Origin of the sequence: Stappia sp., from assembly GCF_048268045.1 — a bacterium.
Taxonomy (GTDB): Bacteria; Pseudomonadota; Alphaproteobacteria; order Rhizobiales; family Stappiaceae; genus Stappia.
Map to the genome: position 1 here is coordinate 237,240 of NZ_JBLWWG010000003.1, position 13,360 is coordinate 250,599.

The following is a 13,360-nucleotide window of genomic DNA, read 5'->3' on the forward strand; positions in this document are numbered from 1 at the left end:
GCCCAGCGAACCACGACGTTCAACGAAAAGCGAGCGAACGACACCGATGAGCACCGCAACCGATTACTACGTCAAGGATATCTCTCTCGCCGACTACGGTCGCAAGGAGATCGATATCGCCGAGACCGAGATGCCCGGCCTGATGGCCTGCCGCGAAGAGTTTGGCGAGAAGAAGCCGCTCAAGGGCGCGCGCATTGCCGGCTCGCTGCACATGACCATCCAGACGGCCGTGCTGATCGAGACGCTCGTCGCGCTCGGCGCCGAGGTGCGCTGGGCGTCCTGCAACATCTTCTCGACGCAGGACCATGCGGCATCCGCGATCGCGGCCGCCGGCATTCCGGTGTTCGCCGAGAAGGGTGAGACCCTTGAGGAATACTGGGACTATGCCGACCGCATCTTCCAGTTCAAGGAAGGCACGGCGAACCTGATCCTCGACGACGGTGGTGACGCCACCATGTACATCCTGCTTGGCGCGCGCGCCGAGGCGGGCGAGGACGTTCTTTCCAATCCGGGCTCCGAGGAGGAGAAGGTTCTCTTCGCCCAGATCCGCAAGCGCCTTGCCGCGAGCCCTGGCTGGTTCACCCGCCAGCGCGACGACATCAAGGGCGTCTCCGAGGAGACGACGACGGGCGTCAACCGTCTGTACCAGCTCAAGGCCAAGGGCCTGCTGCCGTTCCCGGCGATCAACGTCAACGACAGCGTCACCAAGTCGAAGTTCGACAACAAGTACGGCTGCAAGGAAAGCCTGGTCGACGGCATCCGTCGCGGCACCGACGTGATGATGGCCGGCAAGGTCGCCGTCGTGTGCGGCTACGGCGATGTGGGCAAGGGCTCCGCAGCCAGCCTCAGCGGCGCCGGTGCGCGCGTGCGCGTCACCGAAGTCGACCCGATCTGCGCCCTGCAGGCCGCCATGGACGGCTTCGAGGTCGTGACGCTCGAGACGGCCGCTCCGACCGCCGACATCGTCATCACCACGACCGGCAACAAGGACGTCGTGACGCTCGAGCACATGCGCCTTCTCAAGGACATGGCGATCGTCGGCAACATCGGCCACTTCGACAATGAGATCCAGGTCGAGGCGCTGAAGAACTACAAGTGGACCAACGTCAAGCCGCAGGTCGACATGGTCGAGTTCCCTGACGGCAAGCGCATGATCCTTCTCTCCGAGGGGCGTCTGCTCAACCTCGGCAATGCCACCGGTCACCCGAGCTTCGTCATGTCGGCGAGCTTCACCAACCAGGTGCTTGCCCAGATCGAGCTGTGGACGCGCACGGAGAAGTACGAGAAGGACGTCTACGTGCTGCCGAAGCACCTCGACGAGCGCGTTGCGCGTCTCCATCTCGCCAAGCTCGGCGTCGAGCTCTCCGAGCTCAGCAAGGAGCAGGCCGACTACATCGGTGTCCCGGTCTCCGGGCCGTTCAAGCCGGAACACTACCGCTACTGATCGCGCTGACGCGCCGTTTCCGGCGCGTTTCGCCCGATAGCTGACCTGTTGACGGGGGCTGTGGATGACACGGCCCCCGTTTACTTTTCGGTAACGCACTCTTCTTCGCGATTCGGCTTTGCGCTATGGTCTTTGCGAATCGGTCGGTTCGTGAGGCAGAACTGATCCGGTGGGCCGTTTCGGCCAAAATGCGGCGGTAAAGGATCGAGCGAATGCCGGGGGACGGCTTGCAACACGCGTGTGGTAATCGCGCGTGGCGGAACGGGAGTCTGAAATCGCTTTTGCGGTCCGGTTCCGCATTGGCGGCTCTGGTGTCCGTGTCCGCGAGCGCCTCCGCTCATGAGAGCAGCGCGCTCGGGACGGCCTTTTCCCTTTCGCCCGTCGATGCCGAGAAAGTCGTATGGATCGCCGCCATCGGCGGTGCCGTCGCCTTTGCCGTTACCGCCACCGTCGCACTGATGCGCCGCAACCGTGCTTCGGCAGCCGCACTTGCACAAGCGCGCGAGACCGGCGCCCGGCTTGCCGCGCGCGTCGACCGGCTGGAGAGCCTCATCGCCTCCGACGATCAGCGCATCGTCGTCTGGCATGACGACGCCGAGCCGATGGTTGCCGGCGTGCTCGACGAGAATTCCGGCGTTCCCCGCTCCGCCTCGCGTCTGCTCGCCTTCGGCACCTGGCTCGACTCCAAGCCCGCCGCCATGCTCGACCATGCGGTGGCGCGGCTGCGCAAGGAAGGCGAGCCCTTCCATCTCGTGGTGACGACGAGCGCCGGCGGACTGGTCGAGGTGCGCGGCCGCGTTGCCGCCAGCGCGCCGATGTTGCGCCTGCGCGACCTGACCGGCGAGCGCAAGACCCACGCCTTGCTTGCCAGCCGGCACGACGCCCAGACGCGCGAACTGGCGATGATGCGGGCCATGCTGGACGGCTTTGCCGGGCCGGCGTGGCTGCGCGACGACGATGGCGCGCTGGTCTGGGTCAACGCCGCCTATGCGCGAGCGGTTGAAGTCGCCGATCCCGAGACCGCGATTGAAACGGGCACCGAGTTCCTCGACGAGAAGGGGCGCGGCATCATCGAGAAGGGACGCGGCGGAGACGGCTTTGCGCGGGCGCGCATGCCCATCGTCGCCGCCGGCGCGCGGCGGATCTTCGATGTCACCCATCTGGTCGCCGACAATGCCGCCGGCGGCATCGCCGTCGATGTCAGCGAACTGGAGAACGTGCGCCAGGAGCTTGGCCGCACCATCGATTTCCACGCCCGCACCCTCGACCAGCTCGCCACCGCCGTTGCCATTTATGGCGCCGACCGCAGGCTGCAGTTCTACAATGCCGCCTTCCGGGCGCTGTGGGACCTCGATTCAAACTTCCTCGAGCAGATGCCGACCGATGGAGCGCTTCTCGATGCGCTGCGCGCGGCGCGCAAGCTGCCCGAGCAGGCGGACTATCGCGGCTGGCGCAACAAGCTGCTGGAGAGCTACACCTCGCTCGAACCGCGCGAGTTCTGGTGGCATCTGCCGGACGGGCGCACGCTGCGCGTCATCGCCAACCCGCACCCGCAGGGCGGTGTCACCTACATCTACGAGAATGTCACCGAGCGGCTCGACCTGGAGAGCCGCTACAATTCGCTGATCCGTGTTCAGGGCGAAACGCTCGACAATCTGTCCGAGGCGGTCGCCGTGTTCGGCTCCGACGGACGCCTGCGTTTGTGGAACCCGGCTTTCGAGCGGATCTGGAGCCTCGCCGACGAGCGGCTCGGCGACAGCCCGCATATCACCCGCATCGTCGACCAGCCGATGCTGGAGCCAGACGAGGCGGAGACCTGGAAGCGCCTTGTCACGGCGGTGACGAGCCTTGCCGACAACCGCGAGCCGGTGTTCGGCCGGATGGATCGCGAGAATGGCGAGGCGATTGACTACGCCACGGTGCCGCTGCCCGATGGCGGCACGCTGGTGACCTTCGTCAATGTGACGGACTCGGTGAATATCGAGCGCGCGCTGCTGGACAAGAACGAGGCTCTGGAACAGGCCGACCAGCTCAAGAACGCCTTCATCCAGCATGTTTCGTATGAGTTGCGTTCGCCGCTGACCAACATCATCGGCTTCGCCCAGCTCCTGTCCGATCCGAAGTTCGGGCCGCTGACGACGAAGCAGAGCGAATATGTCGACTACATCCTGTCGTCGTCCTCGGCGCTGCTGGCCATCATCAACGACATTCTCGACCTCGCCACGATCGATGCCGGCATCATGGAGCTTGACGTTTCCTCGGTCGACGTTGCCCGCACCGTGCAGGCGGCGGTCGAGGGGCTCAAGGACCGGCTGGCCGACAGCGGCATCTCGCTCAACCTCGACATCGCGCCGAATGTCGGCGTGATCGAGGCCGACGAAAGACGCCTGCGCCAGGTGCTGTTCAATCTGCTCTCCAACGCATTGCGCTTCTCCGATGTCGGCGGGGCCATCGATGTCGCCTGCACGCGCGAGAACGGGACGCTGGAGTTCATGGTCCGCGATCATGGCTGCGGCATTCCCGAAGACATGCTCGACCAGGTCTTTGCCAGGTTCGTCGGCCGCGACGCCGGATCGCGGCGGCGCGGAGCCGGGCTCGGACTGTCCATCGTCAAGAGCTTCGTCGAGCTGCATGGCGGCGCGGTCGACATCGAGTCGGAAGAGGGGGTCGGCACGCGTGTCGTCTGCCGATTTCCCGTCTCCCCCGAAGCCATCCAGCACGCCGCCGAATAGCTGAGCGACATGCAGCAGCCGCCGCGTCCCTCCCAGGCGTCCGGGCCGAGCGTGAACGGCGCCGGCGAGATTTCCCTCACCTGTTGCGACGAGGCGGCGACCTGTCGTCTCGCCGAGGACCTGGCGATGGTGCTCGCGCCCGGCGATTGCCTCTGCCTCGTCGGCGATCTGGGCGCCGGCAAGTCGACCCTCGCCCGCGCCCTGCTGCGCGCGCTGGCCGATGACGACGCGCTCGAGGTGCCGAGCCCGACCTTCACGCTGGTGCAGGGCTATGCCCTGCGCCGCTTTCCCGTTGCCCATCTTGATCTCTACCGCCTGGAAGATCCGCAAGAGGCCGACGAGCTTGGGCTCGACGACATGCTGGAGACGGGTGCGGCACTGGTTGAATGGCCGGAGCGTGCGCCCGATCACATTCCCGCCAGCCGGCTGGTGGTAAGGATAGCTCCGGCCGGGGAGGGCGACGACGCCCGCCAGGTGCAGTTGTCCTGGGAAAGCGGGACCTGGGGCGGGCGCATCGTGCGGACCCTGGCCATCCGCGCGCTTCTCGCCAAGGCTGGGTTCGGCCTGGCGCGCCGGCGCTACTTCCAGGGCGATGCCTCGCCGCGCCGCTACGAGGTGATCACGCAAGAGGGACGCAGCGCGATCCTGATGAACGCCGATCCGGCGGCCCGACCGTCTTCGCCGCCGTTGCGCGACGGCCTCAGCTACGCCGAGATCGTGCATCTGCCGGACACCATCGACGCGGTGGCGGCGGTCTGCGAGGCGCTGCGCGCGCGCGGCCTTGCCGCCCCGGCGCTGCTTGCCGCCGATCTCGACGCCGGTCTGGTGCTGCAGGAGGATCTCGGGCGCGACGGCGTGCTCGTCGACGGCCGCCCCGACCCGCAGCGCTATGCGGCGGCGATGGATGTGCTGGCAGACCTGCATGCCGCCCCGCCGCAAGAGGTGCTGCCGCTGCCCGCCGGCATCGGTGGTGGCGAGAGCTACCGGCTCCCGCATTTCGACATGGATGCCTTCCTGACGGAGGCGGATCTCTATCCCGACTGGTATCTGCCGGCCGCCGGCGTCGAGGTGACGCAGGCGCTGCGCGCGGAGTTCCATGCCCTGTGGAGGCCGCTGCTTGCGGCCGCGCAGGCCCGTCCGCAGACCTGGGTCCTGCGCGACTATCATTCGCCGAACCTGATCTGGCGCGGCGACAGGCAGGGAACCGACCGGATCGGCATCGTCGACACCCAGGACACGGTGATCGGCCCGGATGCCTATGACGTCGCCTCGCTGGCGATGGACGCGCGCGTCACCGTGCCAAGAGATCTGGAGGCCGCGTTGGTCGCACGCTACGTCGCACGGCGGCAGGCATGCGACGCGGGCTTCGACGCGGCCGGCTTCCGGCATGACTACGCGGTCATGGCCGCGCAGCGGGCGACAAAGATCCTCGGCGTCTTCGTGCGCCTCGACCGGCGGGACGGCAAGCCGCAGTATCTCGCTCACCTGCCGCGCGTGCGCGACTATCTCGCCCGTGCGCTCGACGACCCCGCGCTTGCGCCGCTGCGCCGCTGGTTCGCGGGTGTAGACGAGGAAATGGCCGCCCTGCTCGCGCCGGGCCGGAACTGACGACACAACGAAAGGGAGGCAGACTTGGCCAGCCATCCGACCCGGGCGATCGTGCTTTCCGCCGGGCTTGGCACGCGCATGCGTCCGCTCACCGACACGCGCCCCAAGCCGCTGATCGAGGTCGCCGGGCGCTCGTTGCTCGACAGGGCTCGCGACAAGCTCGCCGTCGCCGATGTCGACGTCTGTGTTGTCAACGTGCACTACCTTGCCGACCAGGTGGAGGCGCATGTGGCCGGCTGGCAGGGTACGCCAAGACCGGAGATCTCCGACGAACGCGCCGAGCTTCTGGAAACCGGTGGCGGAATCTTAAGGGCCTTGCCGCTTCTGGGCGAAGCGCCGTTCTTCCTGCTCAACTCCGACAGCACCTGGATCGAGGGCGAGACGCCGGCGCTCGACAGTCTTCGCGCGCTTTGGGACGATGGCGAGATGGATGCGCTCCTGCTGCTCGCCGAACGCAGCCGGGCGGTCGGCTTTGATGGAGCCGGCGACTTCTTCCGCGACGAGGTGGGGCGGCTTGTCCGGCGCGGCGCGCGCGCCGAGGCGCCCTTCGCCTATGCAGGCGCGGCGATCCTGCATCCGCGCCTCTTCACGGATGCGCCGCAGGGGGCCTTTTCGCTCAACCGGCTCTTCGACGTGGCGATTGCCGCCGGCAGGCTCTACGGTGTGCCGATGGCCGGCACCTGGCTTCATGTGGGCACGCCGCAGGCGGTCGTCGACGCGGAACGCGCCATCGCCGATACGGCGCGCTGACGGCTCCGCCGCCTGCCCGCTCCGCCGCCTGCCCGCTCCGCCGCCCCGCGGTCGTTCCGCGTGCTTGCCCGCGCCTCCCCGTTTCCTGCCGGATCCCATGCCATGACCGTCTCGCCGAATGTCTTCACGCTGCCGCCCTCGACGCCCTTTCTGCCGGCGCTGGTCGATGCGCTGCTGGAAGGCCGACTGATCGAGGGGTTCGTGCCGCACGAGGACCCGCTGGCGCTTGCCGGCGTCACGCTCTACGTGCCGACCCGCCGCGCCGCGCGCAGCCTGCCCGCGCTGCTGCAGAAGCGCCTTGGTGGCAGGGCGGCATTGCTGCCGGTGATCCGCCCGCTTGGCGACGTGGAGGAAGATGCCCTTCTCCTGGGTTCCGGCCCGGCCGTCGACGGCCTGCCGCCGGCTTTGCCGGAAATGGAGCGGCGCATGGCGATGACCCGCCTGGTCGACGCTTGGGAAGGCGCCTTGCGCCGCGACGTGCTGGGGCTGCCGCCCGGCGCGGTTCTGCGCGCGCCTGCCTCCGCCGCCGATGCCGCCTGGCTTGCCGGCGACCTGATCGCGCTGATGGACGAGGTCGAGACGGAGGAGATCTCCTGGGCCGGGCTGGGGCGGCTCGTGCCGGAAGATTTTGCCCGCTATTGGCAGATCACGCTGGATTTCCTCAAGATCGCCATGGAGCACTGGCCGGCTTATCTCGAAGGGCGCGGCGCGATGGACCCGAAGGCGCGCCGCTCGGCGTTGATCCGTCGCGAGGCTGCCCGCCTGCGCGCCGATCCGCCGAAGGGGCCGGTCATTGTCGCCGGCACGACCGGCTCCATCCCGGCGACGGCCGATCTGCTCGCCGCCGTCGCCGCTCTCCCGCAAGGGGCCATCGTGCTGCCGGGCTTCGACCAGGGGCTCGACCAGCGCGCGCGCAACGCCATTCTCGCGGCGGGCGGCGAGACCGGAACGCCAAGCCACCCGCAGCATGGCATGCTGCGGCTGCTGGCCGCCCTTGGGTGCGCGCCGGAGGATGTGCGTGAGCTGGTTACCGGTGGTGATCCCGCTCTTGCCTTGCGCGACAGGCTTGTCGGCGAGGCGCTGCGCCCGGCCGAGACGACGGATGAATGGCCGCTGGTCGCCATCCGGTATCCGCAGGCCGACCGCCTGGCGGCTTTTGCCGATGTGGGACTGCTTGCCGCGCGCAACGAGGCGGACGAGGCGCTGTGCGTCGCTGTCGCGCTGCGCCGCGCGGTGGAGCAGGAAAAGACCGCTGCCCTTGTCACCCCCGACCGGACTCTGGCCCGCCGCGTTGCCGTGGAACTGGCGCGATGGGGCATCCAGGCTGACGACAGCGCCGGTCGCCCGCTCGACCAGACCGCGCCAGGCGTGCTGGCCCGTCTCGCCGCCGATCTGGCCCTTGGCGGACTGGAGCCGGTGGCGCTGCTGGCGCTGCTGAAGCACCCGCTCGCCCGCCTCGGTTTGCCGGCAAAGGAAATTCGCGCGGCTGCCCGGGCGCTGGAGCGCGCGGTGCTTCGCGGGCCGCGCGCCCGCGCCGGCAGCGAGGGTCTGCTGCGTGCCGTCGCGGCGGCGCGCGACATCGCGGTTTCCGAGGAAGCCGGGCCGATGCCGCGCTGGAAGGAGATCCACGCCGATGACTGGGAAGCGGTGCTCGGCCTCGTCGCCCGCCTCGGCGAGGCGCTGAAGCCGCTGGAGGAACTGGGTGAGGCGGAGGGCGCGATCGAGGTCACCGCGCTGGTCGCGGCCCATGAGGCGGTTCTCGTCGCGCTCGCCCGCGACGAGACCGGCGAGGCCCCCGAACTCTATGCCGGCGAGGCGGGGGAGGGGCTTGCCGCCGCCTTCGCCGAAATGTTCGCCGCCGATCCGGCGGGGCTGTGCGTGCCGGCCCGGGACTGGCCGGCGGTGTTCCAGGCACTCGTCTCCGGCATCAACATCCGCCGCCGGTTGCCCGGCGATCCGCGCATCGCCATCCTCGGTCCGATGGAGGCGCGTCTCCAGGCTTACGACGTGATGGTTCTCGGTGGGCTCAACGAGGGCACCTGGCCGCAATCGACGCGCAACGACCCCTGGCTCAGCCGGCCGATGAAGGGTGGGCTCGGTCTTGATCCTCCCGAACGCCGCATCGGCGGTGCTGCCCATGATTTCACCCAGGGGCTGGGCGCACGCGAGGTGATCCTGTCGCGCGCCGAGCGCGCCGATGGTGCCCCGACCGTGCCCTCGCGCTGGCTGTTGCGCCTGACCACGCTGCTCGGCAAGGACGTGACACAGGCGATGATGGCGCGCGGCGACGCGCTCAAGGCGCTGACGGCCATGCTCGACGTCACCGGTCCGCCGAAGCCCGCGGAACGGCCCGAGCCGAAGCCGCCCGTCGCGGCCCGCCCGCCGCGCATTTCCGTCACCGAAGTGGAGACGCTGATCCGCGACCCCTATGCGGTCTATGCGCGCCGGGTGCTCGGTCTTGATCCGGTCGACCCCATCGGCGGCGATCCGGGAGCGGCGGAAAAGGGCACGATCATCCACGATTGCCTGGCCGAGTTCCTTGCCGGCTGGACGGGCCCCTTCGACGAGGCGGCCCATGATCATCTCGTCGAGATCGGCCGCCGCCGCTTTGCTCCGCTCGAGGCCTTTCCGGCGATCCGCGCCGTATGGTGGTTGCGCTTCGTGCGGATTGCCGACGCCTTCGTGCGGTTCGAGGCGGAACGCGCGAAGCAGGTGGACGAGCGTTATCTCGAGATCGCCGGCGCGCTGGAGATCGATCTGGCGCCGGGACGGCGGATCACCCTGAGCGGCCGTGCCGACCGCATCGACCGGATGCAGGATGGCACGCTGTCCATTGTCGACTACAAGACCGGCCGGATGCCGAGCATCGGCCAGGTTGCCGCGCTGCTTGCCCCGCAGTTGCCGCTGGAGGCGGCGATGGCGAAGGAGGGCGGTTTCGCCGAGGTCGGCTCCGGACTGCCGGTTTCCGAGCTTCTCTACCTGCGTCTTTCCGGCGGTCGCGATCCGATCGAGGAGGGGGCGCGCGGGCCGGCGAAGGGCGTGACGCTGGAGGACTTCGCCGATGAGGCGCTGGCACGCACGCGCGCGCTTCTCGCTGTCTACGAGAACCCCGAGCGCGGCTATCTCTCTCGCGCAAGGGTTATGACGGAGGGAGATATGAACGGGCGCTACGACCATCTGGCGCGGGTACGCGAATGGGCGCTCGGCGGGGAGGACGAGGCATGAGCCATATCGAGGTTCCCCAGGCCACCCGTGAGCGTCAGGCGCTTGCCGCCGACCCCAGGCGGTCCGCCTGGGTGAGCGCCAATGCCGGCTCGGGCAAGACCTTCGTCCTGTCGCGGCGGGTGATCCGCCTGCTGCTGGCCGGCACGGCACCCTCGCGCATCCTCTGCCTGACCTTCACCAAGGCCGCCGCCGCCGAGATGGCGACCCGCGTCTTTGACACGCTTGGCGCCTGGACCGCGCTCGATGATGCCGCGCTTGCCGACGAGATTGCCGAGATCGAGGGGGAGACGCCGGATGCAGCGCGCCTCGCGCGCGCCCGCCACCTCTTCGCCACCGCGCTGGAGACCCCGGGCGGGCTGAAGATTCAGACCATCCATGCCTTCTGCGAGGCGTTGCTCCACCAGTTTCCCCTCGAGGCGAATGTCGCCGGCCATTTCAGCGTGCTTGACGACCGGCAGGCGGCGGAACTGCTCGCGACGGCGCGGGCGAAGGTGATGGGCGCGGCGGAGCGCGATCCGCAAAGCCCCTTCGGCCGGGCGCTCGGCTTCCTGATTTCAGAGATGGCCGACAAGTCGGTGGAGGAGGTGCTCGCCGAGCTCGTCTCGCGGCGCAACGACCTGCGCGCGTGGCTTGTCGAGGCGGGGTCGCTGCAGGAGGGCCTGCGCGAGCTGCGGCGTGGCTTCGGCCTTGACCCCGACGAGACGCTCGCCGATGTCGAGTGGCGCATGCGCGGCGAGACGGTGTTCGACGCGACCCGCGCCGCGCACTATGCCGATCTGCTTGCCACGGGTGGGGCGAATGACGTCGCCCGGGCGCAGAAGCTGCGCGCCGGCATCGTCGCGGAGGATTTTTCGAGCTGGCGGGCGACCTGGCTTGCCGCCTTCTTCACGGCCAAGCTGACGCCGACCAAGAGCCTTGCCGGCAAGGCGGTGGCCAGCGCCAACCCCGAGCTTGCCGAGGATCTTGCGGCGGAACAGGCCCGCCTCGAGCGGTTGCTGGAACGCTGGCGCGCCGCCTATGCACTGGCTGGAACGGAGGCCGCATTGCGCCTCGCCGACGCCATGCTCGATGCCTATGAGGGCGAGAAGACGCGGCGCGGCCTGATGGACTTCGAGGACCTGATCATCCGCACGGCCAATCTCCTGGCCCGTTCCGACGCGGCGTTGTGGGTGCAGTACAAGCTCGACCAGGGGCTCGATCATATCCTCGTCGACGAGGCGCAGGACACCAGCCCGCAGCAGTGGCAGGTTGTCAGGGCGCTGGCGGAGGAATTCTTCGCCGGCGAAACATCCAACCCGCGCCTGCGCACGCTCTTCGCGGTTGGCGACGAAAAACAGTCGATCTACTCCTTCCAGGGCGCGGTTCCGGCCTATTTCGCCGAGATGCGACGCCATTTCGCGCGCCGCGCCGAGGAGGCGGAGCGAAACTTCTCGCGTCTGGAGCTGACGCTCTCCTTTCGCTCCCGTCCCGACGTGCTCTCCGCCGTCGACCTGGTCTTCGCCGAGCCCGCCGCGCACAAGGGGTTGTCGCAGGACGAGGGGGCCCCCGTGCACGAGGCGATCCGGCGCAACGAGCCCGGCATGGTCGAGATCTGGAGCCCGGAGCAGACAGAGACGCTTGCCGAGCCGGACGACTGGACTGCCCCGCTTGACCGGTTGTCGGCGGCAAGCCCCGTCTCCCGGCTGGCTTCCCGGCTTGCCGAGACCATTGATGCGTGGTGGAAGAGGCGCGAGGCGGATCCCGGCGACGTGCTGGTTCTGGTGCGCAAGCGCGGGCCCTTCGTCGACGCGCTGACCCGGGCGCTGAAGCAGGCGGGCGTGCCTGTCGCCGGCAGCGACAGGTTGCTTCTCAACGAGCATATCGCCGTCGCCGATCTGGTGGCGCTCGGCCGCTTCCTGTTGCTGCCCGAGGACGATCTGTCGCTGGCGGCGGTGCTGCGCGGTCCGCTCTTCGGCATCTCGGAAGAGCAGCTCTTCGCCATCGCCCGTCCCGACCCGGCGACCCGGCGGTCCGGTACGCTGTGGCAATCGATATTGCGCCGCTCGCAGGACGATCCCTTCTGGGGCGCGATCCGCGAGCGTATCGAAGACTGGCGCGCGCGCGCCGACTTCATGCCGCCCTTCGAGTTCTATGCCAGGCTGCTCGGCGCCGATGGTGGGCGACGCGCCTTTCGCGCCCGGCTGGGAAACGAGGTCGACGACATCCTCGACGAGTTCCTGGCGCTGACGCTCGGTTTCGAGCAGACGGGAACGCCTGGGCTCGAGGGGTTCCTGGCGTGGTTCGCTGCCGCACCGACCCAGGTGAAGCGCGAGCTCAATGCAGCCCGCGGCGTGGTGCGCATCATGACCGTGCATGGCGCAAAGGGGCTCGAGGCGCCGCTGGTGGTGCTGGTGGACGGCGGCGGCGCGCCCGCGCCGTCCCAGCACGACAAGCCCTTCGTCAGCTATCCGCGCGGCGAAACGCGCGCTCCAGCACTCGTCTGGCTGCCGGCTGCCAAGGACCGCACCGACTGGCATGCGCAGGCCGTCGACGGATTGCGCGAGGCCGCGGAGGAGGAATATCGCCGGCTTCTGTATGTGGCGATGACACGGGCCAAGGACCGGCTCGTCGTCTGCGGCTGGGCGCCGGCGCGCGGTCAGGCGGAAGGCTGCTGGCACGCGCTGGTTTCCGCCGGGCTCGGTCCGACGGCGCGCGACGGCGAGACCGCGACGGGCGCGCCCTGTCGCATCTGGCAGGCGCAGGGGCGGGTGACCCCGCCGCCGCTGCTTGGCCGGGAGGCCGGTTCCACGGCCGAAGACGCGGGGAGCGGCGGCGGGATCACGCCCGACTGGCTGTCACGGCCCGTCGCGGCGGTGCCGCGCCCGCGCCGGCTCAACCCTTCGACCGCTTTTGAGGAAATGGAGACCAAGGACGCGCCCCAGGCAATCGCCGCCGTGTCCCGTCTCGAGGCGGCACGCGCTTCGGCCGGATGGGGCGTGTCCGCGGGAGGAGGCGTTCCGGCGTCGCTGGCGCTCGAGCGGGGGCGTCACCTGCACCGGCTGCTGCAGATGCTGCCGGATCTTCCAGCCGCCGCGCGCCGCGCCGCCGCCCTGCGCTACCTCGCGGCCTATCTGCCGGAGGACCTCGCGGATGCGGCGGCCACGCTGGCGCAAGAGGCGCTCGGTGTTCTCGAGGCTCCGGAATTCGCCGCCGTCTTCGACCCGACGGCACGGGCGGAGGTGCCGATTGTCGGTCGTATCGCCGCACCCGACGGCACCGAGGTTGAGGTTTCCGGCCAGATCGACCGGCTCAGCGTCACGCCTGAAGAGGTGCTTCTCGTCGACTTCAAGACCGACAGGCTGGTGCCGGCCTCGCAGGATGCCGTCGGCGAGAGCTACGTCACGCAGCTTGCGGTCTATTCCGCTCTGCTTGGCGGGCTCTATCCCGGGCGCGTCGTGCGCGCCGCGCTTCTCTTTACCGCAGGCCCGAAGCTGGTCGAACTGCCCGCGGCGCGCCTGGAGGCCGCGCTGGCCGCCCTTTCCCCTGCCTGAGAGGGAACGCTTGCTTGACGCCGGCAGGCGGCCTTCCTACTTTCTGCACAACACAAGGGCGCGCGCGCATC

General features: G+C 69.1%; 6 protein-coding genes. All 6 read left to right on the top strand.

Features of this window, described 5'->3' with window-relative positions:
* Positions 1 to 46: 46 nt before the first annotated feature.
* Positions 47 to 1,444: an adenosylhomocysteinase gene (gene ahcY / locus ACN0WF_RS06205; RefSeq protein WP_417771932.1), complete on the top strand. Its 1,398-nt coding sequence runs from the start codon at positions 47 to 49 to the stop codon at positions 1,442 to 1,444.
* 311 nt (positions 1,445 to 1,755) lie between these two features.
* Complete coding sequence (locus tag ACN0WF_RS06210; RefSeq protein WP_417771933.1) at positions 1,756 to 4,176, top strand: ATP-binding protein; 2,421 nt, start codon at positions 1,756 to 1,758, stop codon at positions 4,174 to 4,176.
* Between the two features lie 9 nt (positions 4,177 to 4,185).
* Positions 4,186 to 5,784 carry a tRNA (adenosine(37)-N6)-threonylcarbamoyltransferase complex ATPase subunit type 1 TsaE gene (gene tsaE / locus ACN0WF_RS06215; protein WP_417771934.1) on the top strand — a complete coding sequence of 533 codons (1,599 nt, stop codon included), beginning with the start codon at positions 4,186 to 4,188 and terminating at the stop codon, positions 5,782 to 5,784.
* A 24-nt stretch (positions 5,785 to 5,808) separates the two neighbouring features.
* Positions 5,809 to 6,534 (top strand): nucleotidyltransferase family protein, encoded by a 726-nt coding sequence (locus ACN0WF_RS06220; protein ID WP_417771935.1) that lies wholly within the window; start codon positions 5,809 to 5,811, stop codon positions 6,532 to 6,534.
* A 102-nt stretch (positions 6,535 to 6,636) separates the two neighbouring features.
* Entirely contained in the window at positions 6,637 to 9,759 is a 3,123-nt protein-coding gene (addB, locus tag ACN0WF_RS06225) for a double-strand break repair protein AddB (RefSeq protein WP_417771936.1), read from the top strand.
* Complete coding sequence (gene addA / locus ACN0WF_RS06230; RefSeq protein WP_417771937.1) at positions 9,756 to 13,289, top strand: double-strand break repair helicase AddA; 3,534 nt, start codon at positions 9,756 to 9,758, stop codon at positions 13,287 to 13,289. Before addB ends, addA begins: the two co-directional genes overlap by 4 nt.
* The last annotated feature ends 71 nt before the right edge of the window (positions 13,290 to 13,360 follow it).

Coding starts and splice junctions, on each gene's coding strand:
- addB (WP_417771936.1), top strand. CDS start 6,637: ATGACCGTCTCGCCGAATGTCTTCACGCTGCCGCCCTCGACGCCCTTT.
- tsaE (WP_417771934.1), top strand. CDS start 4,186: ATGCAGCAGCCGCCGCGTCCCTCCCAGGCGTCCGGGCCGAGCGTGAAC.
- addA (WP_417771937.1), top strand. CDS start 9,756: ATGAGCCATATCGAGGTTCCCCAGGCCACCCGTGAGCGTCAGGCGCTT.
- ahcY (WP_417771932.1), top strand. CDS start 47: ATGAGCACCGCAACCGATTACTACGTCAAGGATATCTCTCTCGCCGAC.